A 25569-nucleotide genomic window follows, 5' to 3' on the forward strand; every position below is an offset into this window, starting at 1 on the left:
TTTTATTTCTTGATATGGTTGACTACTTCTTTATGGTTTGTTTTCTCCTGTAAAAGAACATGAAATATATTCCGGCAATGATGAATGGGATACTGAGCCATTGTCCCATATTGAAGTCCATTGTATTTTCAAAATCGGCTTGATTTTCTTTCAAGAACTCTATAAAAAATCGGAAGATAAATATTTCGGTCAGGCATAGCCCGAAGAAGAATCCACGGTGATAGCGTTGTTGTTGTTTCTGTCCTTTCCTATAAAGATAAATCATTCCTATGAAGAAGATGAAATAGGCGATTGCTTCGTATAGCTGTGCCGGATGGCGGGGCAACATATCCACCCGCTCGAAGACGAATGCCCAAGGCACATCGGTCGGTTTGCCGATTATTTCGGAATTCATCAGATTGGCAAGGCGGATGAAACAAGCGGCGATGGGAGCGGCTACGGCTATCATATCCATCACATCCATGTAGTGTATTTTTGTTTTGCGGCAATAGAGCCAAAGGGCGATAATCAGCCCCAGTGTACCGCCATGACTGGCAAGACCTCTATAGCCAATCCATTTCCAACTGCCGTCGGGCAGGAAATGTATGGGAAATATTATTTCCCAAGGATGGTTCTGAAAATATTCCCATCCATAGAAAAAACAGTGCCCCAGCCGTGCTCCGAGTGTGATACCTACAATACAATAGAAAAAGAGTGGAGCAAATTTCTCGTCACTGATTCTCCGGTCTCGGTATTCGCGTTGAACAATGAAACCAGCAAGTATAATGCCCACAACCCACAACAGGCCGTAATAGTGGATGGGGATGCTTCCGAAGAGCCTGAAGAGTTCGGGATCGGGGTTCCAGTTGATGGAGAGTAACAGTGGTGATAGCATATTAATGATATATATCAAAAGTTTGTTTTGACAAAGGTATGAAAAAATCCGGTTGGGTGGTTTGTCTGTGATATCCCATTTTGGAATATCAAGTCGGATTTCCGAACTTTTCCGCCACCATTCTGTATGTCGGCACTTCGATGCCTTGCTCTTCGGCTGCGGCAATTACATCAAACAGCAGTCCTTGCACTTCGCTTTCATGCCCTTTGGCCATGTCTTTCTGCATGGAGGCGGTGCTTTCGGGGGCCAGTTTATCCATTACTTTCAGATTGTACGCCACCAAGTCTTCCGTGAACTCTATGCCCATTTTTTTGCCCAGCAAGGCACTTTCTTGCGACAGTCCGATGAAAGTGTCGCGTGCCTTGCCCGGTTTCTGCACTTCGCCCATAGGAACATCATAGTAGGCACCTGTGACAGCCATGGCCGAAATGAACGACCATTTGACGAACGTATCTCGCCGTATGTCCGTCGAAATGTCGGCCTTGATTCCGCTTTCCTGCAAATCTTGTTGCACGGCCTCCAGTGTTTCGCGGGAAACATCGGTGCCTTGATGTGCCCCGTATACCACACGGAAAATCTTTCCCATTTGCGTGATCTCTCCCGGAGCAGAGACGAATGCCACGATATAAATGCAGCCGTCGAGCACGGTGACATCGGGGACAAGCCGCCGGATGCGCGGCCCTGTGCCGTAGACGTTGAGGATGGGGATTACCACCGTATGCTGGTGTGAGGCACGTTTGATTAAATCGGTGATGGAATCGACCGAATACCCTTTGACGCAGACAAAGATGACGTCTGCCTTGCCTTGAAACTCTTCCGTCGTGCAGGTGGGTATGTTCAGCGTATGCTCGCCTTTCAGGTCGGAATGCAGTTGCAGTCCACGGGTGCGTATGGCTGCCAGATGTCCGTCTCGTGCAATGCAGGTGACGTCTTTTCCTGCCAGAGACAAAAAAGCGGCGATGGAGCCTCCTACGCCGCCTGTGCCTGCAATGAGGTATCTTAATTTATTGTTTGTCATTTGCAGAGAATAATGTAGGGAATGGTTATTTGATGTAATTCTCTTTCTCCATATAATAAAGCCCTTCTCCTTGAACGCCATTTTCCAAGTCTGTCAATTCTATTCTGAAAATGCGGTAAAGAAGATTTGTTTTCGGATGTTTTGGAAGTGCCACGGTCAACAGATAAGTATTCCCATACTGATTGGCAGCAAAATATTCTTTTATTTCTTGTTTCATCAGTATGGGCACTTCTTCACCGTCTATCCATACAATGGCTTTTAGCTGTCCGGAAGGAGGAGCCATACGACATTCTTTTGCCTTTTGGCCTTGTTCGGGCTGCTCTATGCCGGAAATTTCACTATGTACCGATGATTCCGGGTTCATCCCTTTCATCCATTGATAGGTACGTGTCAGGCCTATGGGACGCACGTATATCTGATAAGCGGGGGTGGCTCCGGGAATGCGGAAGACATGCAGACCGTATGCTTCCATGCGGTGATAGCGTATGTTGAGTGTGGTGTCGCGGTCGGCAATGAAATTCCAAGCCCAAAACTCCAGTCTGTGGTCGGCTTCGGGCAGGTTGTTTTTCATGGCAATTTGTGCATAGGAAGGGAGGTAGATGGAGGCTATACTTTGATACTTTCCTTTAGGAATACAGATCATGTAATCTCCATTTTTATCGGTAACAGCTTCTATGATGTTACTGAATCGGGGAGTTTTCCACCAAACAGAAGCACTGTCTATCGGTTGCCCGTTAAAATCTGTCACTCGTCCTCTAATGATTACAGAGTCTTTTTGCTGCGCATAGGTGGCTGCGGATAATAACAGAATAAATAAAAATAGGAACTGTTTCATGTCGATTATCGTATGTCTTTATCCTCACACGCTTACACGTTGAACCTGAAGTGCATGATGTCTCCGTCCTGCACCACATATTCCTTGCCTTCCACACCCAGTTTTCCGGCTTCGCGTACGGCGGCTTCGCTTCCGTACTTCACGTAGTCGTCGTATTTGATGACTTCGGCACGGATGAAGCCTTTCTCGAAGTCGGTGTGGATGACGCCTGCACATTGCGGAGCTTTCCAGCCTTTCTGATACGTCCATGCCTTTACTTCCATTTCGCCGGCGGTGATGAAGGTTTCGAGGTTCAGCAGTTTGTAGGCCGATTTTATCAGGCGGCTGACGCCCGATTCTTCCAGACCCACTTCTTCGAGGAACATTTGGCGGTCTTCGTAAGTCTCGAGTTCGGCGATGTCGGCTTCGGTCTTAGCGGCTACGATGAGTATCTCGGCGTTCTCGTCCTTTACGGCTTGGCGCACCATGTCGACGTATCGGTTTCCGCTTACGGCAGCGGCTTCGTCCACGTTGCAGACGTACATCACGGGTTTGCCGGTGAGCAGGAAGAGTTCCTTTGCCACTTTCTGTTCGTCTTTGGTGTCGAACTGCACGGTGCGGGCCGATTTGCCTTGTTCCAGCGCCTCTTTATATCGCACCAATACGTCATAAGCCAGTTTGGCGGCTTTGTCTCCGCCGGTCTGTGCCTGTTTCTGTACTTTCTGTATGCGGCTTTCCACGGTTTCGAGGTCTTTCAGTTGGAGTTCGTAGTCGATGATTTCCTTGTCGCGCACGGGGTCTACGCTGCCGTCTACGTGCGTCACGTTGTCGTCGTCGAAGCAGCGCAGCACGTGGATGATGGCGTCCGTCTCGCGTATGTTGGCAAGGAATTTATTGCCCAGCCCTTCGCCTTTGCTGGCTCCTTTCACCAGTCCGGCAATGTCTACAATCTCCACGGTGGTGGGAACGATGCGTCCGGGGTGCACCAATTCGGCCAGCTTGGTCAGTCGTTCGTCGGGCACGGTGATGACGCCTACGTTCGGTTCTATCGTACAGAAAGGGAAGTTTGCCGCTTGCGCTTTTGCATTGGACAAACAGTTGAAAAGTGTCGATTTGCCTACATTCGGCAGTCCGACAATACCACATTGTAAAGCCATTGTCTATTTCGTTGTTTTAGAGTTATCTTCTTGGTTATGACGGCCGAAAGATTCGGTTACTGCCGCTTTTCCGGTTGCAAAGATAGGCATTCTTCCGCTTATTGCCTTAAAAGGCGCTCTTTTTCTCAAAATGAGAGAGCCGGAGTGCGTCGCGCATTCCGGCTCTCAGTGTTATGAAAAGGTTTAGTTAATTGTTAGGAGTGAAAAACAATTTTATTTCTAAGAGAGAATAAATTTCTTCAATTACATGTTAGGATTGTCCATCGTTACCGTCATTGCGGGAATCAGGATATACTCTTTTTTGTTTTTGTTCCATTTATAGTAGGTGGTAGTGATGCTCTTTCCCTGATAGGCGTAGCGGATGCACATGTCGTTGGCCCACTCTTCTTTGATGCTGTCCCACTTCAGGGCTTGGCTTTCCGTCATGCGGTTCTGCCCGTCGTACTTATAGTTGTACTTCATGTAGTTGGTCAATGCTCCGCTTTCCATCTTGTAAATGGTTTCGGCCACTTTCACGCCGTTTACTTCTTCCGAATTGTAAATGAGGTTGCTTTTATTGTCGGCCGATGCGCTTAATCCGCAAACCAAAATAAATGCTGAGAGAAACACTGTTTTTAAAGAAACTTTTGCTTTCATGGTTATTTGTTTTTTGAGTTTAACTTTCTATTGTCTATCAATATGTCATTAATTTCGCCGCAAAGGTATGGAATAAATTGACACAAATATAATATTAGGCGTTATTTTTATCAATATGTCAGATTTCTGTTTTTCCTTTTCTTTCTTTTTGGCAAGATTGATGAACAAAAAATATCCGGCAGTGAGGTTGCCGGATATTCTGATGAGCAAACTGTATTTTGAAAAGATTGCTTCCGTTGCTTTCTGATTGTAAGTTAAATAAAGTTATTGGGTGGCTCAGTGTGCCTGAAGCCAGTTTTTTCCCCATCCGCAATCGGCCCTCAGGGGTACGAGCATGCGATATGCCTGTTCCATCTCCTCGATTACAATTTTCTGTACGAGCTCTTTTTCGGCTTCCGGAACGCTGAAATTCAATTCGTCGTGCACTTGCAGAATCATCTTTGCTTTCAGATTGTTACTTTGAAAACGCCCGTAGATGCGCGACATGGCCACTTTGATGATATCGGCTGCGCTTCCTTGTATGGGAGCGTTGATGGCATTCCGTTCGGCATAGCCCCTCACAACGGCATTTCTTGAGTTGATGTCGGGCAGGAAGCGCTTGCGGCGGAAGATGGTTTCCACGTATCCGTTTTCGCGTGCCACTTGGATACTTTTGTCCATGTATTCCTTAACCTGCGGATAGGTTTCGAAATATCCGTCAATCAGTTCTTTGGCTTCCTGCCGGGAGACGTCCATACGTTCGGCCAGTCCGAAGACGGAGATGCCGTAGATGATGCCGAAGTTGGCGGTTTTGGCTTTTCGGCGCATGTCGGCGGTCACCCGGTTTATGTCTTGCTTATATATCTTGGCGGCGGTGGCGGCATGGATGTCGTGCCCGCTGCAAAAAGCGTCTGTCATGTTTTTGTCTCCGCTCAGATGGGCCATGATGCGCAGTTCTATCTGCGAGTAGTCGGCAGAGAAAAATTCGCAGCCGTCGTCGGGGATGAAAGCCTTGCGAATCTCCTTCCCGTCTTCGTCGCGGATGGGGATGTTCTGCAAGTTGGGATTGCTGGAGCTGAGTCGTCCGGTGGCTGTTACGGCTTGGTTGAACGAGGTGTGTATGCGCCCCGTGCGCGGGTTGATGAGTTGGGGAAGACTGTCGATGTAGGTGCTCAGCAATTTCTTCAGTCCGCGGTATTCCAATATCTTGTCGATGATTGCATGTTTGCCGCGATGGCTTTGCAGCACCTCTTCGGAAGTGACGTATTGCCCGGTTTTGGTCTTCTTGGCTTTCTCCACGATTCGCAGCTTGTCAAACAGGATTTCGCCCACCTGCTTGGCCGAACTGATGTTGAACGTTTCTTTGGCCATTTCGTAGATGTCCTTTTCAATCTCTTGCAGGCGCACGGTGAAGTGTTCGGACGATTGCTTCAGGGCTTCGGTGTCAATCCGCACGCCATTGGTCTCCATGTGTACGAGTACAGGCACAAGCGGCATCTCTATCTCGTGGAACAGGTGTTCGGCGCCTTGCTCTTTCAATTCTTTCTCCAGCACGTTTTTCAGTTTCAGGGTGATGTCGGCGTCTTCGCAGGCATAGCGGTAGACATCGCAGGGTGGGAGGTCGCGCATGCTTTTTTGGTTTTTGCCTTTCGGCCCAATCAGTTCGTCGATATGGATGGTGCGGTAGTGCAGGTAGATTTCCGCCAGATAGTCCATGTTGTGGCGCAACTCCGGTTGGAGCACATAGTGGGCGAGCATGGTGTCGAACAACGGACCTTTGACGCAGACTCCGTAATTCCAAAGGACAATCATGTCATACTTGATATTTTGTCCCACCTTCATGGATTTCTCGTTTTCGTAGACAGGACGAAGCTCATTCACTATTTTTAAGGCTTCTTCACGATTGGCAGGAACGGGGATGTAGTAGGCGCGGTTTTCGGCATCGCTGAAGCTCATTCCTACCAGTTCGGCTTCCATCGGCTCGGTTCCGGTGGTTTCCGTGTCTATCGCGAGAATTTCCGTTGTAAGTAACTTTTGAATAATTTCTCTTCTTTTCTCTTCTGTATCAATAAGTTGATAGTCCGTGTCGAGCGTTTCTAACCGTGCGAGATTTGAATTTTCAGATTCACCCGTCCAATTGCCCGCAGAATTTGCAAACAAATCGCCTTGAACGGGAGCGTTGTTTTCGGAACCGGTGTCGGTTTGCGGTCGGGCAAACAGCGTTCCGGCAAAAAGGTCGGGTGCGGAGACAGAGGCCGGGGATGGGGAAGAAGCAGAAGCTGCGTTTCCTTTTTTCAACACCCGGTCGATGAGGGTGCGGAATTCCAACTCTTCGAAAATCTTACGTAGTTCTTCTTCGTCCGGTTCTTCGCGCACGAGCGAGTGCATGTCGAGTGCAACGGGCACATCGGTCTTGATGGTGGCGAGGAATTTGGAGAAAAGGATCTGCTCCCGGTTTGTTTCCACTTTGGTTTTCAGTGCGCCTTTCAGTTGGTCGGTGTGTTCCAGCAGGTTTTCAATGCTGTCGAATTCGGCGATGAGCTTTTGTGCGGTTTTTTCTCCTACGCCCGGACAGCCGGGGATGTTGTCGGAAGCGTCGCCCATCAGTCCCAGCATGTCGATGACTTGAAGGGTAGACCGTATGTCGAATTTTGCCTTCACCTCTTCCACGCCCATCACTTCGAAGCCGCCGCTATGCTTGGGGCGGTACATGAATACGTTGTCCGATACCAGTTGGCCGTAGTCCTTGTCGGGGGTCATCATGTAGGTGGCGATGCCTTGCCTGCCTGCTTCGGTGGCAAGCGTGCCTATCACATCGTCGGCTTCGTAGCCGGGCACTTCCAGAATGGGGATGCGGTAGGCGCGGATGATGTCCTTTATAATAGGTACTGACAGGCGGATGGCTTCGGGCGTCTCTTCCCGTTGTGCCTTGTACTGTTCGTAGGCTTCGTGGCGGAAGGTGGGACCCGCGGGGTCGAAGGCCACTCCTATGTGGGTGGGATTTTCTTTCTTCAGTACCTCTTCCAAGGTGTTGACGAAGCCCAGAATGGCCGATGTGTTGAATCCCTTTGAATTGATTCTCGGATTCTTTATGAACGCGTAGTAGGCCCGGTATATCAGCGCATAGGCATCAAGCAGAAACAGTTTATCGGTAGTTTTCATACATTTATTCCTCTTTTTTCATGGTAAAAGTACAAAAAAATACGGTATTAACCGTTTTATTGTTATTTTTGTGGGCAAATAGCGACGCATGGACCATTCTTCACTTATAAAATCTCCGATATCCGAGGAATTGGAAGACTTCAAGGAGCTTTTTGAAAGTTCGCTCTCCAGTTCCAATCTTTTGCTGAACAGCGTCATCGCGCATATCCGGCAGAAGAACGGGAAGATGATGCGCCCCATTCTGGTGCTTTTGTCTGCAAAGCTATATGGCAATGTCTGCCCTGCAACCCTCCATGCCGCAGTTTCTCTGGAGCTGCTTCACAATGCCAGTCTGGTGCACGACGATGTGGTGGACGAGAGTACCGAACGTCGCGGGCAGCTTTCCGTCAATGCCATTTTTAATAATAAGGTGGCCGTGTTGTCGGGCGATTTCCTGCTGGCAACGGCATTGGTGCAGGTGGCCATGACTCGTAACCACGATATTATAGGTATCGTCTCCGCTTTGGGGCGCGACTTGGCCGATGGCGAACTTCTGCAACTTTCCAACGTCAGCAATCCGCAATTTTCCGAAACTGTTTATTTCGACGTGATACGTAAGAAGACGGCCGTGCTCTTTGCCGCTTGTACAAAGGCAGGCGCGCTTTCGGTAGGTGCCGATGCCGAAAAGGTTGAGTTGGCGCGTCTGTTCGGCGAGTATGTCGGTCTCTGTTTTCAGATCAAGGATGATATTTTCGATTATTTCGATAGCAAGGAGATAGGTAAGCCTACCGGAAACGATATGTCGGAGGGAAAGCTGACGTTGCCGGCGCTCCATGTGCTGAATACCGTGAAGGATGAAGCGATGCGCGAACTTGCCGTAAGGGTTAAAAACGGACAGGCCACTTCGGATGAGATAGTCCGTTTGATTGAGTTCACCAAGCAGCACGGCGGAATTGAATATGCCTTGCAGACCATGTATGCTTATAAAGAAAAGGCGCTTTCGCTGCTGGCTTCCATGCCCGATACGGATGTCAAAGCCGCACTTGCCGCCTATCTGGATTATGTGGTGGAGCGGGAGAAATAGGCTCGTCGGAACGGTGTGCACATCCACGGACTTTCTGTATTTCTCGTCGCAGTGCAGTAACATTCAATAACGTTTCTGAATTTTTTCTCACCGGGATAGTTTACCGCTTGTCCCAATAGGTAGCTTTTGCCTATCTCTTCCCAAGATGCGAAGTATTCGCGGCACTTCTTGTCGGAAAATTCGATGTATTCCCATGCTTCTTGCTCGCTAATCAGGCGGCAATCGTAGGCCGTGCGCGATAGCTTTATTATTTTGCCCAAGTCCCAAGCCAATATGCCGCGCTGCAAGTCCTCGTTTGTTATGCTGATTTTGCCGTGTAGCCGGATGTGCCGGAAGGAGATGTCCAGATTCCTGCAATAGTGTACCAATCGTTCAATGCCTATGAACTTCTTCCTGATGGCCGCTTCCCGTTGGGTTTCGTCGCAGTGCGACAAGTATAAGGGGAGCATGATGTCGTATGCGCTTCGTTCGCCTTCTTCTTTCAGGAAGTGCATTAGGGGCGGCAGTTGGATTGAGCTTTCGATGTTGTTGGCCGACAGGATTTTTCCAAGCGATTGCCGATTGGCTCCGGTAGTCAGGCTGTTTGTATAAAATCCATACTGTTCTCCGGCCATCAGTCCGGTGAATAAGGCGTGCAACTTGTCAGAGCCTGCAATTCCGGGTTGCGGGTTGGCATTGAAAGGTAATGAATTTATTGTTTCCATACTCTTGATATTTAGCCTATTATCAAAAGGCGTGAGAACTGTTGCCCTATATTTTTCTCGAGGTTTCAGCAAAAACCCTTTACGAAATATAAGCAACAGTCTCACGCGCTATTCGATATATAACAAGAGTATATACGTGAAAGTACGTGAGACCCGTTTGCTTATTACCTTTCGTAAATGAAATTTTGCTGAATTCCGAGAAAAAGATAATAAATGAAACGTTCTCTGATACACTATATTAGCCAAAACGCCATTGGCCCTTATGTCACAAAGGTAAGGTTTTTTTTTGATTATTCCTATTTAACGGCTGTTTAAATTTTTGTTCAACAAACTTTTGAAACCGTTTACCTGTTTTGTGCTGTTAAAAGAATTTTATCTCCTCGCCTTTGATTTCGGACAGCAGCAGATTGGCGAGACGGCTTGTGCCTAAACGGAACAGGCTGTTGTTCAGCCACTCTTCGCCAAGTACTTCCTTGACAATGCTGTAGTAAATCAGTGCGTCGTTCACGGTGTTGATGCCTCCTGCAGGCTTGAATCCGATCTTGTTTCCGGTCAGCGCATGATATTCCTTGATGGCTTGGCACATCACGTAGGCGGCTTCGGGCGTGGCGGCAGGTTGCTGTTTGCCGGTGGAGGTCTTGATGAAGTCGGCGCCGGCATACATGGACAGGATGGAGGCTTTCTTTATGTTGGAGGCTGTCTGCAAGGCTCCGGTTTCGAGAATCACTTTCAGGTGCTTTTCTTTGCAGGCGGCTTTCAGTTCCTGTATCTCGTCGCACATGGTTTCGTAGTCTCCGGCAAGGAACTTGCCCACCGAAATCACGATGTCTATCTCGTCGGCGCCTTCCATCACGGCCATTGCCGTTTCGGCCACCTTTACTTCGATGAAAGTCTGCGAGGAGGGGAAACCGCCCGATACGCAGGCGATGTTTACGTCCTCCACTTCCAGCGTGTCCCTTACGATTTCGGCGAAGTTGGGATATACGCAGATGGCGGCCACGTTCTTCAGGTCGGGAAATTCGTTGTCGAATTGGTTCACTTTCCGGGTGAACTTCATGACGCTTTCATCGCTGTCCTCGGTTCGGAGCGTAGTCAGGTCGATGCAGTTGAAGAGGAATTTCTTCACGTCGGGCGTATTGTTTGCAGGCACTTTCTCTGCAACGATTTTGGCTACTTGTGCAGCTACTTCTGCATCGTTCATCCGGGTGTTGTACTTGGCCAGAGTGGCTTCGTACTTGTTTTGCGTAGACTCAGTTTTTTCCATGGTCTTTCAGTTTTGGGTTATTGATATGTCTCGTTTGGTCACGTTTGGTTTTCTTTTCAAGGTTGCGGGCAAAGGCTTCGGTCAGGTTCACGCCCGTCTGGTTGGCAATGCAGAGCAGCACCCAGAGCACATCGGCCATTTCGTCGCCGAGGTTGTTTTTTTCGCCTTCCTTGAAGGATTGGTCGCCGTATCTGCGTGCCATGACGCGGGCCATTTCGCCCACTTCCTCGGTCAGTACGGCCATATTGGTGAGTTCGCTGAAGTAGCGCACTCCGTATTCCTTTATCCAAGCATCCACTTGTTGCTGTGCTTCTTCCAGTGTCATCATTCCTTGTTTTTTGTATCCATGCAGATGGTTACCGGACCATCGTTCAGCAGTTCCACTTTCATGTCCGCTCCGAAGCGGCCTGTGCCCACCTCTTTGCCCAGCGCCGTGCTCAGTTCCCGGCAGAACAGCTCGTAGAGGGGGATGGCTGTTTCCGGCCGGGCTGCCCGTATGTACGAGGGGCGGTTGCCTTTCTTGGTCGAGGCGTGCAGCGTGAACTGGCTGATTACCAGTATGTCGCCGCCGGTTTCGATGACGGACTTGTTCATCACCCCTTGTTCGTCGTCGAATATGCGCAGGTTCACGATTTTCTTGCAGAGCCAGTCGATGTCGTCCTTTCCGTCGGCTTCCTCGATGCCCAGCAGTACCAGAAGTCCCTTTCCGATGGCCGATTTGCAAGCCCCGTCTATGCTGACGGAGGCGTGTCCGGTGCGTTGTATCACTACTCTCATGCTGTTTGTTTTCCTTTTTTGAACAGGCAAAGTTACAAATAAATTCGTTGTGTTGCGTGGCTTTTGCCCTACGATTTTATCATCTCTGTTTTCTGCTTTGACAGGGGCAAGTGCCTGTCGTGGCAAACACTTGTGTCTGTTCTGTCGGATGCTTGTGTCTGTCGGCTTGGATGCTTGTGTTTGTCACGGCAGGGGCTTGTATCTGTCGGGAACGGCCTGCAGGGGGCTTGTGGAGGGGGTAGGTGAGGAGGAGGAAAGGGGATTTTCAGACGCAGATGGCACGGATGACGCAGATTTAAAGTAAAAAGATACAAGGGGGATATAAGAGAAAACCGGAAAACCGGAAGAAAGAAACCGGGGCTTCCATGTGGGAACCACAGCGAGGCGAAATAAAAAATCTGCGTCATCCGTGCCATCTGCGTCTAAAGAATTTACTTTCCTCAGCCTGCAAACAGGTTGATTATCATGCTGATAATCAATCAATTATGTCTTCGAAATGTTTCCTTATGATGTCGGCTTTCGCCTTGCCCGCCACGGCTGCCAGCTCCTCGTGCGAGGCTTCCCGTATGCGCTTCACGCTCTTGAAGTGTTTGAGCAGCGCCGATTTGGTTTTCTCCCCTATGCCTTTTATCTCGTCCAGCGCCGAAGCTATCTGGCGCTTGCTTCGTTTGTCGCGGTGGAAAGTGATGGCGAAGCGGTGCACTTCGTCTTGAATCTGCGTCAGGAGGCGGAAGAGCGGAGAGTTCTGTTTCAGGCCGATGGTTTGGGGAGGGAAGCCGTAGAGCAGTTCCGAAGTGCGGTGTTTGCCATCTTTGGCAAGCCCGGCAATGGGAATGTTCAGCCGCAACTCGTCCGTCACCTCTTTTACGGCGCTCATTTGCCCTTTTCCGCCGTCGGTGATGAGGAGGTCGGGCAGGGGAGTGTTCTCTTCTATGGCGCGCCGGTAACGCCTTCTGACGACCTCTTTCATCGAGGCGTAATCGTCCGGCCCTTCCACGGTCTTGATGTTGTATTTCCGGTAATCCTTCTTCGAGGGTTTTCCTTTCACGAACACCACGCATCCGGCCACGGGGTCGGAGCCTTGGATGTTCGAGTTGTCGAAGCATTCTATCCGCATCGGAAGGCGTTCGAGGTGCAGTTCTTGCTGAATTTCCTTGAGCAGGCGCACGGTTCGTTGCTCCGGATTCAGCTTTTCCGATTGTTTCAGCCGGTCGGCCTTGTATTGCTTCACGTTCAGGGTGGAGAGTTCCAGCAGTTTCTTCTTGTCGCCCCGTTGCGGAACGGTGAACGTCACGTCTTTCAGCTCCATGTCCGGCTCGAAAGGTACGATGATTTCGTGCGAAAGGCTCTTGTACCGTTCTCTCATCTCGATGATGCCCAAGCACAGCAGCTCCTCTTTCGTCTCGTTCAGCCGTTTCTTGTATTCAAACGTAAAGGCCTGATTGATGGCTCCGTTCGTGATGTGCAGGTAGTTGATGTAAGCCGATTTGCCGTCGCCGTCTTCCTCGATGGAGAATACGTCGATGTTGTGAAGCACGTTGCTCACCACCTCCGACTTCGCTCGGTAGTTCTCTATCAGCAGGTACTTCTCCTTTACTTTTTGCGCCTCCTCAAACCTCATCTCGGCGGCCAGTTCTTGCATCTGTCGCAGCATCATCCGCTCCACTTCCTGCGTGTTTCCTTTCAAGATTTCCTTTACCTCATCGATGTTTCTCATGTATTCCTCGTGGCTCTGCCTGCCGATGCAAGGGCCTGCGCAATTCTTGATGTGATACTCCAGACAGACGTTGAATTTTCCGGCACGGATGTTCTCCGGCGAGAGGTTCAGATTGCATGTGCGCAGAGGGTACAGGTGTTTGATGAGGTCGAGCACCGCATACATGGATGGAACATGACTGTACGGCCCGTAGTAGGACGAGCCGTTGCGGATTATCTTCCGGGTCTTGAATACGCGCGGGAAATATTCGTTCTGCACGCAGATGCTGGGGTAGGTCTTGTCATCCTTCAGCAGCACGTTGTAGCGTGGCTTGTGTTTCTTTATCAGGTTGTTCTCCAGCAGCAGGGCATCCTCTTCCGTGTTCACCACGATGTATCGGATGTCGGCAATCTTGCTTACCAGCACCCGTGTTTTCCCCGGCTCGTGCTCGCGGTTGAAGTACGAGGAGACCCTTCGTTTCAGGTTCTTGGCCTTGCCTACGTATATAACGGTTCCTCCGGCATCTAAATATTGGTAAATGCCGGGGCTTTCGGGCAGGTTGGATACAATCAGCCGCAGGACTTCTCCTCTTGCCTCCCGATCTTGTTGTAAGGATGCCCTTGGGTCAATCATTGGTTTATAGTGTCAGCACGGCTTCCACGTCCACATCGTTTCCAAAGACCTCTTTCCCGTGCAGCTCTTTCAGTTCGATGATAAAGTTCACATACACCTTCTGCGGATGCATCTGCTTCACTAACTTGCAGGCAGCCTCCATGGTTCCTCCGGTTGCCAGCAGGTCGTCGTGCAGCAATACCACGTCGTCTTCGCCGATGGCGTCTTTGTGCATCTGCACGGTGTCCTTGCCATACTCCTTGTCGTAGCTTTCTTCGATGGTTTCTGCCGGCAGCTTTCCCGGTTTACGGATGGGCACGAATCCGGCGCCCAATCTGGTGGCAAGTATAGGACCCATGATGAATCCTCGCGACTCGATGCCTACTACTTTCGTTATACCTCTGTCCTTATACATCTCATACAGGATGTTCGAAAGTTCCTGCAGGGTGGCCGGGTCTTTGAATAGTGTGGTCACGTCGTAGAACAGAATTCCCGGTATGGGGAAGTCGGGAATCTCCCGAATGCTCTTGGCAAGTGTTTCTTTGCTCATAATCAGTCTGTTTTATATATTTATTTAATTACTTGTTTCACGTGGAACTTTGTTCCTTATCGCCCGCAAAGCACCAACAGCACATTGATGTCGCTGGGAGATACGCCGGGAATCCTGCTTGCCTGCGCTATCGTCTCCGGATCAATCTTTTCCAGTTTCTGTCTGGCTTCGGTAGAGAGAGATTGGATGGAAGCATAGTCGAACTTTCCTTTTATCTTGATGCTTTCCAGTCTCCCCAATTTGTCCGCAATGATTCGTTCGCGTCCGATGTAGCCTTCGTATTTGATAAGTATTTCGGCCGCTTCTATTATTTCCTCTTTCCTGTCCGATAGTTTATCCAGTTCACGTTTAAAGGAGCTGACGTGTTCGGCAATGTTTTCAATCGTCACTTGCGGGCGGTTTATCAAATCAATCAGTTTGCATCCATGGCGGAGCGAGGTAGTGCCGAGCTGTTCCAGCACCGGGTTGATTAATGCCGGTTTAATCGAATATTCGCGGGTAAAGTTTATGATATGGTTCACGGCTTCACGCTTTTCCGTCAGCAACTTATAGCGGTCTTCCTTGGCAAGTCCCAGTTTCCATGATTTCTCCGTGAGGCGCATGTCGGCATCGTCCATGCGGAGCAGGATGCGATATTCGGCTCGCGAGGTAAACATACGGTAAGGCTCGTCTACTCCTTTTGTCACCAAATCGTCGATTAATACACCGATATATGCTTCGTCTCGTGCCAAGGTGAATGGTTCTCCACCGTGGCAATTGATGTGTGCATTGATGCCGGCAATGATTCCTTGTCCGGCAGCTTCTTCATATCCGGTAGTTCCGTTCACCTGTCCGGCAAAGAACAGGTTCTTTATTTTCTTCGTTTCCAACGAGTGTTTCAGTTGGGTAGGGTCGAAGAAGTCATATTCGATGGCATAGCCTGGGCGATAGATGACCAAGTCTCTGAATGCCGGAATCTTTTTCAGTGCGGCAATCTGTATGTCCATCGGCAGCGATGAAGAGAACCCGTTGAGGTAGAGTTCCTGCGTGGTTTCGCCTTCCGGTTCGAGGAACAGTTGATGCTGCGGTTTGTCGGGGAAGGTTACAATCTTTGTTTCTATGCTGGGGCAATAGCGTGGCCCTATACTCTGTATTTGTCCGTTGAAAAGCGGAGAATCGGACAGACCTTTGCACAATACCCCGTGTGCTTCCTCATTGGTGAAGCAAGTCCAGCAGGAGAGTTGTTTCAGGTGTCGCACGCCGGTGTTCATGAACGAGAACTTGTGGAAGTCGGCTTCGCCCTCCTGTATCTCCATCTCCTCGTAGTGCACGCTTCGCCCGTCTATACGCACCGGTGTGCCCGTCTTCATCCGTCCGTAGGCGATGCCATGTTTTGCGATGGATTCGGTCAATTCGTACGATGCGGGTTCTGCCATGCGTCCACCCGGCAATATGATTCGGCCTACGTGCATCAGTCCGTTGAGGAAAGTGCCTGCCGTAAGTACGATGCATTTGGCTCGGAAGGTTACTCCCCACAGAGTGACCAATCCCGTAACTTCTCCGTTTTCAACGAGGATTTCGCGCACGGTGTCCTGCCAGATGTGCAGGTTCGGAATGTTCTCCAATATTTCCCGCCACGCCCAGATGAACTTGTTGCGGTCGCATTGCGCGCGCGGGCTCCACATGGCCGGTCCTTTCGAGCGGTTCAGTATGCGGAACTGGATGGCGGTTCGGTCTGTCACCAGTCCCATGTATCCGCCCAATGCATCCACCTCGCGTACTATCTGCCCTTTGGCAATACCCCCCACGGCCGGATTGCAACTCATCTGTGCGATTTTGTTCATATCCATCGTGATGAGGCATGTCTTCGAGCCTAAGTTGGCGGCTGCGGCTGCGGCCTCGCAACCTGCATGCCCGGCACCTATTACAATAACGTCGTACTTAAATTCCATTCATTCAATGAAGTTAAAAACCGCACAAAGTTACTAAAAAGGCACGGATTTCACGGACTAACGTGATTTTTATAAACAAAATCCATGTTAATCCATGCAATCCGTGCCCGATAGAAAAACATGGAGGCGTTTCTGTGGCGCCTCCATGTGCTATTTTGCAGTGGTTTTGCATCTATGCCGTCGGCCGTTATCCCAAAGGGTTTTCGTTTTGGTCGCCGCTTTCGCCGCCGCTTGTATTCCCGTTCTCGGTTTTCGGTTTGGGAGCATCGCTGCCTGTTTCATCCTTGTTGATGCGGTCCACGTCTTTCAGGACGAGACCCTCGGAGCGTGTGGTGCCCGATGTGGTGATGCGTATGTCGCTATTGGCACGAAAGCAGATTCTTAGCGCGGTGATGTCATTGCTGCTGAAGTCTTCGGCCTTGTCCGTTCCTTTGCTTTGGGCGGCAAGGTAGAAGTTTCCCAGTCCGTCGATATTTACGATTCGACCGGCCAGTAAGGTCTTCTTCAGATAGGTGCGGAAGTCTTTCAGCACGCTGTAAGAGTTACCCTCGCTTACGCCGGACATGGCGCTGATTTCCTTTGCCACTTCTTTCAGCTTTGCCGGGCTGCTATACTTGTAGGTGATGATGGGATATACCCTTTTGGCAGAGTTTTTGTCTGTCGGTTTGCTTAAACGTTCATGTTTGCGAAATAAAATAGCCATAATGTTTCTGTTTTTAAATAATTAATAAAAAGTTTTGTTTTGTATTCGTGTATTAAGCTTAATCACATTGCAAAGATAAACACAAGTCTAAAACCCGGAAAATATTTTTCCCCCGTTTTTTTCAAGACTTTTTTCAGGTTGGGTTCTTATGGAAGTATAGTCTGCAAATGAACGTTTATACGGTCTGCATGGCAGTTTGCAGTGAAGATGGTGTGCCCTCTTGCCTCTGCACGAGACAGGGGGGGCACACCATTTTACGCCACGCCTTCTTATTTCAATAGTTGTTGTGCCGCGAGCACCAGAAACATATAGTGGGATGACCCTCCTCCCAGCACATACTCTGTCTGCTGCCAAAGGAACGGGAACGTGAGCAACTCCGGGAAATCGGGACGGATAAGCGCCGTGCCGGAAATGACACCGCCCGGAATGTAGGACCAGTCGGCACGGTTGAGGCCGTAGCCCACCGTGGCCGATTGCGCGCCGACACCCGATGCGAAAGAGGCCTGATTGGAGCCCGGATGGCATCCGAGAATAAAGTTAAGGGCATTGAACACCGGTGCTTGCGAAAACAGTTCCGGGTAGGCTGTCGTCAGGAAATAGTGCCGGAAACCGAAGTGTTGTATATCCCAACCTGCTCCCCAGATGTTGGGACGATAAGGAACTCCGTAAGGCGTCTCCCGTACCAGTACGGCCAATTTTTGTTCGTATCCGGCCAAGGCTTTGCGAAATGCGGCAGAGAAGGTTTTGGCTCTTTTGTCTTTCATTTGCGCAAACTGTTTCTCCACACGTGCCGTGTACCAACCGGTGTGTTCTATCTGCTTGACGATGAATTCCCGGTTATCCAAGATGAAATCCATATAAGTTTGTTCGCCGGTGGTCAGATATAATTCCACGGCCGCCTGCACTTTGGAGGACAATACCCTGTCGTTTCCGCTTGCGGTGGAGGCGTATATGTTGCGTGCAATGCCAAGGCAATGCACGCTCAACGTATCGTTGAAGCCTTTCAATACGCGCGACACGGCAGCCAGCCGGGCGGCTGTCGACAGTTCCCGCCCCGGATTATCCTCCGTAAATATCCGGCGGTCGTCCTCGTTGCCTGTCTTCCCGTCCGTCATGGCGGCGGCGTCGCCCAAAAGCACATATTGGCGCAGGTCGTTGCAGATGATGCCTCTGTACAGGCGTCCCAGCGCCAGATAGCCGTTGACCACACTGAGTGCGCCGTTCTCCACTTGTTGCAGCAGGTCATTCTTTCCGTCGGGCTGGTGAATCTCCGTCACACGGTTTATCTGGTCGATGGAAGTCACGTCAATGTCCGGGCGGAAAGTTTCGTAGGTCAATGCGAGGATGTATGATTCTCCGGCTTGAGACTCGATGCGTAGGTCAAAGTCGCCGGCATCGTGCCAGCCGCCTATGTTCACTCCGGGAACCACTTGTCCCGGCGCGAATTCGGACAACCCCTCTTTCTGGTCGTATCCGTCGATATGGTTGTGGGACTGCGCCATTTGGGCGTCGTCCATGTGGCAGCAGTCGTGCCACACGCGGTATTTCTCGTTGACTCGCATGTGGCACATCTGTACGGGCAGGAAATATTCGAGGACGGGTTGCCACACGCCACGGGCATAAACGTCATTGTCGATGCGGAAGATGGGAGATACGGAAGTATCGTACTTTATCTTATAAAGCCCCGGCTCCTTCACGTCGGTGAAATCTACCTTAAGATAGTTATATCTCAAGAATTTACCCCATTCGGCAGGGTTTACCGTTTTGACGACGCTCTCGCCGTCTGCGTCAATGCGGATGATTTGTGCCGTTTGTCTTTTTTGGTCGCGGATATCCGTTTCGATGACGGCTTCCTTCTCTTGAGCGGGATGATAGCCTATCTGTGAGGTCTGTATAACCGGCCGATACATCCAGTCGTCCACCACGTTCGGGGTGATGATCCATCTGACGGCGCCTTTGGTGACGCCCGGCTTTATGTGGCTGCGCAGTACGAACCACCCGTTGTTGTGGTTCATTCGGCCGTCAAACAGTTGCAGGTCGCCGTTCAATGACTCGATGGTGACTTTGTTGTAGGAATCATCGGGGCGGACGGTGAATTTGCTTCCCGTGGCATAAGGCCGGGCGATGATGTCGTCCGCCACTATCGGGCTGTATCCTTTCCCTATCAGATTGTTTATGTCGGCCAGCGACTGTTTGCCGTCGTGGTAATTTCCCGTATGCAGATGGTTGGGGCGGGTTGTCATCAGGGGTGAGTTGGGCTGTTGCGGAAAGATGCCGCTTTGCTTGTCCATGAGCCACGGTTTGCCGAATAATGAACCCGGAAAGAACTCAAGGTTGAAGCCTGCTTTCCCGATAAACTCTTCGGGAATGGGACGATCCAAATCTACGGTTACTTCCAGATGCTTTCCTTTCGTTTCCACCTTTACGGTGTATTTCAGGTTGAGGGCGGGATAAATCATGGGGTTGAATCCCGTGAGGTGGCGTGAGGAATCGGGGTAGCATAAGGTAGTGATGATGCTGTTGCCGTCGAGCCGGCGGTCGAGCTGTTTCGGTACGGGCTGCCATTGTCCGGGAGTGGCTTCCAGCCGGATATCTCCGTTGGTGGCTATGCGGTGTCCGTGCATGATGATACATACACCGCCCTGATGCCCTTCGGGATAGATGTCATCGAAAGCCATCACGTCTACTCCCCGGTTTCTGAAATAGCCCGAGGATGTCAGTTCAAAATCTTGCGCATGCAGCTCGCTTTGACCGCAGAACAATGCAAAGACCGATGCGAATAGTAAATCTCTCTTTTTCACAGCATTTGTTTTTTAAAGTTATGTAATACTCCGCTAAAATACGAAATTAGACGGAAAGAGAGGATGGCGATTTGTAGCCGATAACGTCATGAAATGTATTTTTTCAAAGGCGCAGATTCAAAAGGAGCCGCAATAGGAATCAATTTAGCCTCTTGAAAGGAGATGGAGGGTAAGAGGGGCAAACAGCTTTTTCGTAAATTTGCGGTGTGCAGAATGCCCGTGCCCGGCTTCTTGGTGAGAGGGCCCAATCCCGGCAGGCAAGACGGCGTATCCTATCCTTCAAATCTGCCGGATGAGTCTTATGCGGATGTAGAGGGTTCGTATGCTTCTAATGAGATAGCCATCAACTGGAGTGCCGCTTTGGTGGCGCTGACTTCTTCGCTGGATGCCCTGATGGCAAAATGAGGCTGCCTGTCTTGTTGAAAGCTCCCTATGTTATCGGCAATCGGTATGCCCCTTATTTGTTGATATTTATTTAAATCTCCTTTCCTTTTTCCGTACCCCTCTCAGAACACGTTCTGGCAGGGGTATGCGTTCCTCACCGAGGAAGGCATCGTTCCTCACCGAGGAACACCCTCTTCCTCACCGAGGAACGAGCCTTTCCTCGGTGCCGGAAAAATCATGACTTTTCATTCAATACTTTTTTGTAATCATATTTCGGAAAGAAGAAGCGGAACCGGCCACAGCTTTGCCGAAAGAAGGTGAGTCTCTGAAAATCAACCACTTACGTCCATGATACCTATCTGACCGATAGATGGACGGCTCTAAAAAGCTGATTTTTTGAAAATATCTAATGGAAAGTTGTAGGATGTTGGACTTAGTTGTATATTTGCCGCATAATTAATCACAACTATTTCGTGCCACACAGACAAAGCAGGTTAACTTAATGAAATTGTTCCATTCTGTACTATTATTGACATTTGGAATCTGTAATTGCCTTTATGCCGGGCAAAAAGTCGAAGATGATTTTCTACTGCGACAAGTAGGAAAGGAATCATCCATAGAAGAAAATTACCCCCCCATACGATTATATCGCTGATAACCAGCGATTTACTACCCTGATTTTCTCCCCTTTCAATCTTGCGCTGAAATCGAACCTGCTTTACGACGCTCTGCTTGTGCCCAATCTGGGGGCGGAACTTTATGTGGGCAAGAACATCTCCATATCTTTTACGTGGATGCACGCATGGTGGAAGACCGACCGCCGGCATTACTACTGGCGCACCTACGGGGGCGAGTTGGAAGTACGCAAATGGTTTGGTACAAAAGCTGCGCAACGACTCACTGGGCATCATGCCGGCATCTATGCCGGAAGCCTCACTTACGATTTCGAGCTGGGGCGTCGCGGAAACCTGTCCGATCGCTGGACGCGCCACTACGGACTGTCCTACGGCTACTCGTGGCGCATTGCCCCTTACCTCAATCTGGATTGTTCCATCGGCATCGGCTATCTTACCGGCCGCTATAAAGAATACCTTCCCGTGGACGGATGCTACGTGTGGCAAGCCACCAAGAACCGCCATTGGGTGGGGCCTACCAAGGCAGAAGTTACAATTGTGTGGCTCATCATGCAGGATTTGCGTCATCGCAAGGCGAAAGGAGGTGCCCGATGAAAACAGCGACGTCGTATACCGCCTTGGCCTGCATCGTCACGCTGACACTCCTTTTCTTTGCCTCCTGCCGGCACAAAGAACTTTGCTACGGGCATCCCCATGGGCAGACCGTGCGCCTTGTCTTCGACTGGCGGTACATCAACGACGTGCCCGGCGCCATGCGCGTATTCTTCTATCCCGTGAACAACAGCCGCCGCACTGAACCCTATGTGTTCGATGTCTCTGCCCTGACCCGTGCCGAAGGTTCCGAAATCTTTCTCGAAGAAGGAACCTACCAAGTGGTGAGTTTCAACATAGATACCGAATACATTCTCTATAGAAAAGAAAATTCTCATTCGGAATTTGAAGCTTATACCCAAGGGCGCACGCTTACCCTCAACTCCTCGCAAGGGGGAAAGACGTCGACCAAAACGCTGTCGTTGGTGGGTACGCCCGACTGGATGTGCCGTGCATCGCTTGATGAGGTGCATATAGGCAGTGTACAGGGCGAAAGTCCGAAGCAGATAGTGCTCACTCCCCGTTCTGCCGTGTCGAAGTTCACCTGCGAGGTGCGCGGCATAAAGAATCCGGGTCGTGTGAAGGGTGTCATAGGCACGCTTTCCGGCGTGGCAGGCTCGCTTTTCATGGGCACGGGGACGTTTCCCGCCGCTCCCTCCACCGTCTACTTCGATGGCGAGATGGAAGGTGGAGTGGTCAGAGGGAATTTCCTCGTCTTCGGGCTTCATCCCCAAGCCGTAAAACCCGAAGATAAGGTGCTGACGCTCTACTTCCGCACCGATGCAGGCATAAGTGCCTTTTCATTCAACGTGGGCGATCGCATTGAGATAGAAGAAGACGACGGGCACTATGTCATCAAGGCGAACGTCGTCATCGAGGGCGATATAGAGTTGCCGTCGCCTATCGTGTCCGATGAAGACGGACTGGTGGTGGATGCCGAGGAATGGGATGCCGTGTACATTGATATTGATATTAATATATGATATTGTTTTTTTATAAAAATGTTTTACAAACTTAAAAGAAGGAAAGTATGAAAAAAATGTATTATTTTGCCGCTGCGGCGCTATTGCTGATGGCGAGCTGCTCCAAAGAGGAAATTCTGGAGCAAAGTAAAGAAGCGAAGATAGCGTTTAATGTGCTATCGGACAATGCTGTAACTCGTGCCACACCGATTACTTCGGCTAATTTGACTTCTGCGGATTTCAAGGTATGGGCTTTTACCGGTACTACAAAGTATATGAGGGGGGTTCAGATTAAGCATAACGGTACTAAGTGGGATTATGCAAGTTCGTCGGATGTTTATTATTGGCCTTCGTCGGCTCTGAATATTTATGCCGTCAGTCCGGCTGCGCATACCAATCTCACTCCGGGGTTTGGAACCAGTTCTGCTTTAAATTTTACTTATACGGCGTCGGAGACTAATACGGAGCAGGCAGACGTGATGTATGCCTCCAAACTGAATTTTTCTAAGCCTGGTGATGCTACGGTGCCTCTGAAGTTCAAGCATGCGTTGTCTCAAATTATTTTTAAAGGAAAAGCGGCTTCTGCCATGACTGTAAGAATAAAGAGCATTAAAGTGCATAATCTCAAGAAGAGCGGTACATTTACTTTTCCTGCAACCGAAACAGCCGATGGTTCCGCTCAGGGAAGTTGGGCACTTACCGGAACTGCTGATGCAGACTACGTTGTCGGCACGGTTAGTAATCCTCCTCTGAATGAGGCCACTATTAATGGCGCTACACTGACTGACCTTACCAAATCTGACGGGGTTTTACTGGTTTTACCTCAAACAGCAACGAAATGGACAACTACTGAGGGAGCTGCTGTTCCCATTACTACGGCAGATACAAACAACCAATGCTATCTTGAGATAGAATTGAAGCTAATTGTAAACGGTGTTTTCTTGATAGGCGAAACTGGTTATGGCAAGGTGTATGTCCCGTTTGGAGGTACGGCTTGGGAAGCGGGTAAGAAATATATCTATACGCTCAACTTCGGTGGCGGCTATAAAGCAGATGGTACCGTGATGTTGACACCGATGAAGTTCGAGCCTACGGTTGAAGAATGGGGTGATTCTCCGGCTGATATTGTATTGCCGCCAGCTCCTTGATATGAGGAACAGGTTGCCAATGGTTTGGCTATAATCAGACGTAAGTATCATTTTCATCCCTCTGCCTTAGTAAAGTCCTCTTTGCTAAGGCAGAGGGATTCTTTGTTCCCGTTATTGATTGTTTCTATAATGTCTTCTTATACCCGAACAAAGACATGCCGGGTTGTGTGCGAAAATCCTCGATAATGCTATTTATTGGTTCGGAATTTCCATTCTTTTCTTCTGCACCTGCCTATCTTTGTCAATGCGAAAAACCATAAAACAATCATACCATGAGAAAAATACTCCTCTTATCGTCCTTTCTGGCAATGTGTGCAACCGGAAGCCGAGCACAATGGAAACCGGCGGGCGATAAAATCAAAACCGAATGGGCATTGCAGATAAACCCTGCCAATGTATTGCCGGAATATCCGCGCCCCATTATGGAACGAAAAGACTGGAAAAACCTGAACGGGTTATGGAGCTATGCCATCATTGATAAGGGCGGACGTATGCCGGCGGCATTCGACGGAGAGATACTTGTGCCGTTTGCCGTAGAGTCGTCCTTATCCGGTGTGGGAAAAAGGATAGACGAAAACCGGGAGCTGGTTTACCAGCGGAGTTTTTCCATCCCTTCCGGCTGGAAAGGCAGGCGGGTGCTGCTGCATTTCGGAGCAGTAGACTGGAAAGCCGATGTATGGGTGAACGATATCAAGGTGGGCAACCATACGGGAGGGTTCACTCCTTTCTCTTTCGACATCACTGCCGCCTTGTCTGCCAAAGGCGATAACCGTCTGCTGGTGAAGGTGTGGGACCCGACCGATAACGGCCCCCAGCCGCGCGGTAAACAGGTGAACAATCCGCATGGCATCTGGTACACCCCCGTCAGTGGTATCTGGCAGACGGTATGGATGGAACCGGTTGCCGAAAAGCACATCGCGAACCTCCGCATTACACCCGATATAGACCGTGGTCTGTTGACGGTAAAGGCTGAATTAAGCATGAATACCTCCTCAGACATGGTGGAGGTGAGTGTTTATGACGGCAACCGACTGGTGGCTGCCGGCAAAAGCATCCATACCGAGGCGGTAGAAGTGGCTATGCCCGATGACGTCAAGCTGTGGAACCCCGACGCTCCGTTCCTCTACACGCTGAAGGTGACGCTGAAAAACGGCGACAAGGTGGTGGACGAGGTGAGCAGCTATGCCGCCATGCGCAAATACTCCACCCGCCGCGATGCCGACGGAATCGTGCGTCTGCAGCTGAACAACGAACCCTTGTTTCAGTTCGGCCCTTTGGATCAGGGATGGTGGCCCGACGGACTCTATACGGCTCCTACGGATGAAGCCCTGTTGTATGACATCCGTAAGACGAAAGATTTCGGTTTCAATATGATTCGCAAACACATCAAAGTGGAGCCGGCGCGTTGGTATACGCATTGCGACAGGCTTGGCATCATTGTGTGGCAGGATATGCCGAGCGGCGACCGTAATCCGGAGTGGCAGAACCGCAAGTATTTCGACGGAACGGAACTGAAACGCACCGCCCAATCCGAGGCTTGCTATCGCAAGGAATGGAAAGAAATAATGGATTATCTCTATTCCTATCCGTGCATAGGCACATGGGTGCCTTTCAACGAGGCTTGGGGACAGTTCAAAACAGCCGAAATAGCCCAATGGACCAAACAATATGACCCCACCCGTCTTGTCAATCCGGCGAGCGGAGGCAACTATTATGCCTGTGGCGATATGCTCGACCTCCACAATTATCCGCATCCCGAAATGTATCTGTATGACGCCGGCCGTGCCACGGTATTGGGCGAATACGGGGGCATCGGCCTCGTGCTGAAAGACCATCTTTGGGAACCGAACCGTAATTGGGGTTATATTCAGTTCAACTCTTCCAAAGAAGTGATGGACGAATACGTAAAGTATGCCGACATGCTGTACCAACTCATCGACAGGGGCTTTTCGGCGGCGGTGTATACACAGACCACCGATGTGGAAATAGAAGTGAATGGCCTGATGACCTACGACCGTAAAGTAATCAAGCTGGACGAGAAACGGTTGAAAGAGATAAACGCACGCATTTGCGGCACATTGAAAAAATAATCGGGCAATTATTTTCTG

The 25569-nt window shown here is 50.0% G+C and carries 21 protein-coding genes; 6 read left to right on the top strand and 15 right to left on the bottom strand.

Annotated elements, in window-relative coordinates:
* Positions 1-22 precede the first annotated feature (22 nt).
* From lgt to polA, 6 genes are all read right to left on the bottom strand, one after another.
* Entirely contained in the window at positions 23-874 is an 852-nt protein-coding gene (gene lgt, locus C4H11_RS08330) for a prolipoprotein diacylglyceryl transferase (RefSeq protein ID WP_106041247.1), read from the bottom strand.
* Between the two features lie 88 nt (positions 875-962).
* Positions 963-1892, bottom strand: coding sequence for a ketopantoate reductase family protein (locus C4H11_RS08335; protein ID WP_106041248.1), 930 nt, complete (start codon positions 1890-1892; stop codon positions 963-965).
* A gap of 25 nt (positions 1893-1917) precedes the next feature.
* On the bottom strand, positions 1918-2727 hold the full coding sequence (locus tag C4H11_RS08340) for a carboxypeptidase-like regulatory domain-containing protein (protein WP_106041249.1): 810 nt from the start codon (positions 2725-2727) through the stop codon (positions 1918-1920).
* 32 nt (positions 2728-2759) lie between these two features.
* A complete protein-coding gene (ychF, locus tag C4H11_RS08345; protein ID WP_106041250.1) occupies positions 2760-3863 on the bottom strand; it encodes a redox-regulated ATPase YchF in 1104 nt (367 codons plus the stop codon).
* 243 nt (positions 3864-4106) lie between these two features.
* Positions 4107-4499 (bottom strand): DUF3836 domain-containing protein, encoded by a 393-nt coding sequence (locus tag C4H11_RS08350; RefSeq protein ID WP_106041251.1) that lies wholly within the window; start codon positions 4497-4499, stop codon positions 4107-4109.
* 276 nt (positions 4500-4775) lie between these two features.
* A complete protein-coding gene (gene polA / locus C4H11_RS08355) occupies positions 4776-7640 on the bottom strand; it encodes a DNA polymerase I (protein ID WP_106041252.1) in 2865 nt (954 codons plus the stop codon).
* 88 nt (positions 7641-7728) lie between these two features.
* On the opposite strand from polA, the gene C4H11_RS08360 reads away from it, so the two are divergent.
* Complete coding sequence (locus C4H11_RS08360) at positions 7729-8703, top strand: polyprenyl synthetase family protein (RefSeq protein WP_106041253.1); 975 nt, start codon at positions 7729-7731, stop codon at positions 8701-8703.
* Here C4H11_RS08360 and C4H11_RS08365 read toward each other — a convergent pair.
* The 9 genes from C4H11_RS08365 to C4H11_RS08405 form a co-directional block, all read right to left on the bottom strand.
* Positions 8679-9407 carry a DUF1266 domain-containing protein gene (locus C4H11_RS08365; protein ID WP_234819804.1) on the bottom strand — a complete coding sequence of 243 codons (729 nt, stop codon included), beginning with the start codon at positions 9405-9407 and terminating at the stop codon, positions 8679-8681. The genes C4H11_RS08360 and C4H11_RS08365 overlap by 25 nt on opposite strands.
* A 361-nt stretch (positions 9408-9768) precedes the next feature.
* Entirely contained in the window at positions 9769-10671 is a 903-nt protein-coding gene (gene deoC, locus C4H11_RS08370; protein WP_106041254.1) for a deoxyribose-phosphate aldolase, read from the bottom strand.
* Entirely contained in the window at positions 10658-10996 is a 339-nt protein-coding gene (locus tag C4H11_RS08375; RefSeq protein WP_106043254.1) for a nucleotide pyrophosphohydrolase, read from the bottom strand. Before C4H11_RS08375 ends, deoC begins: the two co-directional genes overlap by 14 nt.
* Positions 10996-11448, bottom strand: coding sequence for a D-aminoacyl-tRNA deacylase (gene dtd, locus C4H11_RS08380; RefSeq protein ID WP_106041255.1), 453 nt, complete (start codon positions 11446-11448; stop codon positions 10996-10998). Before dtd ends, C4H11_RS08375 begins: the two co-directional genes overlap by 1 nt.
* A 475-nt stretch (positions 11449-11923) precedes the next feature.
* Positions 11924-13777 carry an excinuclease ABC subunit UvrC gene (uvrC, locus tag C4H11_RS08385; protein WP_106041256.1) on the bottom strand — a complete coding sequence of 618 codons (1854 nt, stop codon included), beginning with the start codon at positions 13775-13777 and terminating at the stop codon, positions 11924-11926.
* A gap of 4 nt (positions 13778-13781) precedes the next feature.
* Positions 13782-14306 (bottom strand): adenine phosphoribosyltransferase, encoded by a 525-nt coding sequence (locus C4H11_RS08390; protein ID WP_164996520.1) that lies wholly within the window; start codon positions 14304-14306, stop codon positions 13782-13784.
* A 56-nt stretch (positions 14307-14362) separates the two neighbouring features.
* Complete coding sequence (mnmG, locus tag C4H11_RS08395; protein ID WP_106041258.1) at positions 14363-16237, bottom strand: tRNA uridine-5-carboxymethylaminomethyl(34) synthesis enzyme MnmG; 1875 nt, start codon at positions 16235-16237, stop codon at positions 14363-14365.
* Positions 16238-16424: 187 nt separating this feature from the next.
* The gene (locus tag C4H11_RS08400; RefSeq protein ID WP_106041259.1) at positions 16425-16940 is read right to left on the bottom strand and encodes an HU family DNA-binding protein; all 516 of its coding nucleotides are present in this window, start codon (positions 16938-16940) and stop codon (positions 16425-16427) included.
* A 269-nt stretch (positions 16941-17209) separates the two neighbouring features.
* Positions 17210-19741, bottom strand: a complete 2532-nt coding sequence (locus C4H11_RS08405) for a glycoside hydrolase family 9 protein (RefSeq protein WP_106041260.1) — start codon at positions 19739-19741, stop codon at positions 17210-17212.
* A gap of 162 nt (positions 19742-19903) precedes the next feature.
* On the opposite strand from C4H11_RS08405, the gene C4H11_RS08410 reads away from it, so the two are divergent.
* The 5 genes from C4H11_RS08410 to C4H11_RS08430 all read left to right on the top strand — a co-directional run bounded on the left by C4H11_RS08410 (position 19904) and on the right by C4H11_RS08430 (position 25551).
* On the top strand, positions 19904-20146 hold the full coding sequence (locus tag C4H11_RS08410) for a glycoside hydrolase family 9 protein (RefSeq protein ID WP_234819805.1): 243 nt from the start codon (positions 19904-19906) through the stop codon (positions 20144-20146).
* 713 nt (positions 20147-20859) lie between these two features.
* The gene (locus C4H11_RS08415; protein WP_234819806.1) at positions 20860-21354 is read left to right on the top strand and encodes a DUF3575 domain-containing protein; all 495 of its coding nucleotides are present in this window, start codon (positions 20860-20862) and stop codon (positions 21352-21354) included.
* Positions 21351-22334, top strand: a complete 984-nt coding sequence (locus tag C4H11_RS08420; RefSeq protein WP_106041262.1) for a DUF5119 domain-containing protein — start codon at positions 21351-21353, stop codon at positions 22332-22334. The genes C4H11_RS08415 and C4H11_RS08420 overlap by 4 nt, the downstream gene beginning before the upstream one ends.
* Positions 22335-22381: 47 nt before the next feature.
* Positions 22382-23461 carry a fimbrillin family protein gene (locus tag C4H11_RS08425; RefSeq protein WP_106041263.1) on the top strand — a complete coding sequence of 360 codons (1080 nt, stop codon included), beginning with the start codon at positions 22382-22384 and terminating at the stop codon, positions 23459-23461.
* 272 nt (positions 23462-23733) lie between these two features.
* A complete protein-coding gene (locus tag C4H11_RS08430) occupies positions 23734-25551 on the top strand; it encodes a glycoside hydrolase family 2 protein (RefSeq protein WP_106041264.1) in 1818 nt (605 codons plus the stop codon).
* Positions 25552-25569: the final 18 nt, after the last annotated feature.

The sequence above is a fragment of the Bacteroides zoogleoformans genome (assembly GCF_002998435.1).
GTDB classification, from domain to species: Bacteria; Bacteroidota; Bacteroidia; order Bacteroidales; family Bacteroidaceae; genus Bacteroides; species Bacteroides zoogleoformans.

What these genes read in the sequence shown, in the direction of transcription:
- C4H11_RS08335 (WP_106041248.1), bottom strand. Translation starts at nt 1,892, where the DNA reads ATGACAAACAATAAATTAAGATACCTCATTGCAGGCACAGGCGGCGTA.
- C4H11_RS08410 (WP_234819805.1), top strand. Translation starts at nt 19,904, where the DNA reads ATGGAGGGTAAGAGGGGCAAACAGCTTTTTCGTAAATTTGCGGTGTGC.
- lgt (WP_106041247.1), bottom strand. Translation starts at nt 874, where the DNA reads ATGCTATCACCACTGTTACTCTCCATCAACTGGAACCCCGATCCCGAA.
- C4H11_RS08360 (WP_106041253.1), top strand. Translation starts at nt 7,729, where the DNA reads ATGGACCATTCTTCACTTATAAAATCTCCGATATCCGAGGAATTGGAA.
- ychF (WP_106041250.1), bottom strand. Translation starts at nt 3,863, where the DNA reads ATGGCTTTACAATGTGGTATTGTCGGACTGCCGAATGTAGGCAAATCG.
- uvrC (WP_106041256.1), bottom strand. Translation starts at nt 13,777, where the DNA reads ATGATTGACCCAAGGGCATCCTTACAACAAGATCGGGAGGCAAGAGGA.
- C4H11_RS08340 (WP_106041249.1), bottom strand. Translation starts at nt 2,727, where the DNA reads ATGAAACAGTTCCTATTTTTATTTATTCTGTTATTATCCGCAGCCACC.
- C4H11_RS08375 (WP_106043254.1), bottom strand. Translation starts at nt 10,996, where the DNA reads ATGACACTGGAAGAAGCACAGCAACAAGTGGATGCTTGGATAAAGGAA.
- C4H11_RS08365 (WP_234819804.1), bottom strand. Translation starts at nt 9,407, where the DNA reads ATGGAAACAATAAATTCATTACCTTTCAATGCCAACCCGCAACCCGGA.
- dtd (WP_106041255.1), bottom strand. Translation starts at nt 11,448, where the DNA reads ATGAGAGTAGTGATACAACGCACCGGACACGCCTCCGTCAGCATAGAC.
- C4H11_RS08400 (WP_106041259.1), bottom strand. Translation starts at nt 16,940, where the DNA reads ATGGCTATTTTATTTCGCAAACATGAACGTTTAAGCAAACCGACAGAC.
- C4H11_RS08425 (WP_106041263.1), top strand. Translation starts at nt 22,382, where the DNA reads ATGAAAAAAATGTATTATTTTGCCGCTGCGGCGCTATTGCTGATGGCG.
- mnmG (WP_106041258.1), bottom strand. Translation starts at nt 16,237, where the DNA reads ATGGAATTTAAGTACGACGTTATTGTAATAGGTGCCGGGCATGCAGGT.
- C4H11_RS08350 (WP_106041251.1), bottom strand. Translation starts at nt 4,499, where the DNA reads ATGAAAGCAAAAGTTTCTTTAAAAACAGTGTTTCTCTCAGCATTTATT.
- C4H11_RS08420 (WP_106041262.1), top strand. Translation starts at nt 21,351, where the DNA reads ATGAAAACAGCGACGTCGTATACCGCCTTGGCCTGCATCGTCACGCTG.
- deoC (WP_106041254.1), bottom strand. Translation starts at nt 10,671, where the DNA reads ATGGAAAAAACTGAGTCTACGCAAAACAAGTACGAAGCCACTCTGGCC.
- C4H11_RS08390 (WP_164996520.1), bottom strand. Translation starts at nt 14,306, where the DNA reads ATGAGCAAAGAAACACTTGCCAAGAGCATTCGGGAGATTCCCGACTTC.
- C4H11_RS08430 (WP_106041264.1), top strand. Translation starts at nt 23,734, where the DNA reads ATGAGAAAAATACTCCTCTTATCGTCCTTTCTGGCAATGTGTGCAACC.
- polA (WP_106041252.1), bottom strand. Translation starts at nt 7,640, where the DNA reads ATGAAAACTACCGATAAACTGTTTCTGCTTGATGCCTATGCGCTGATA.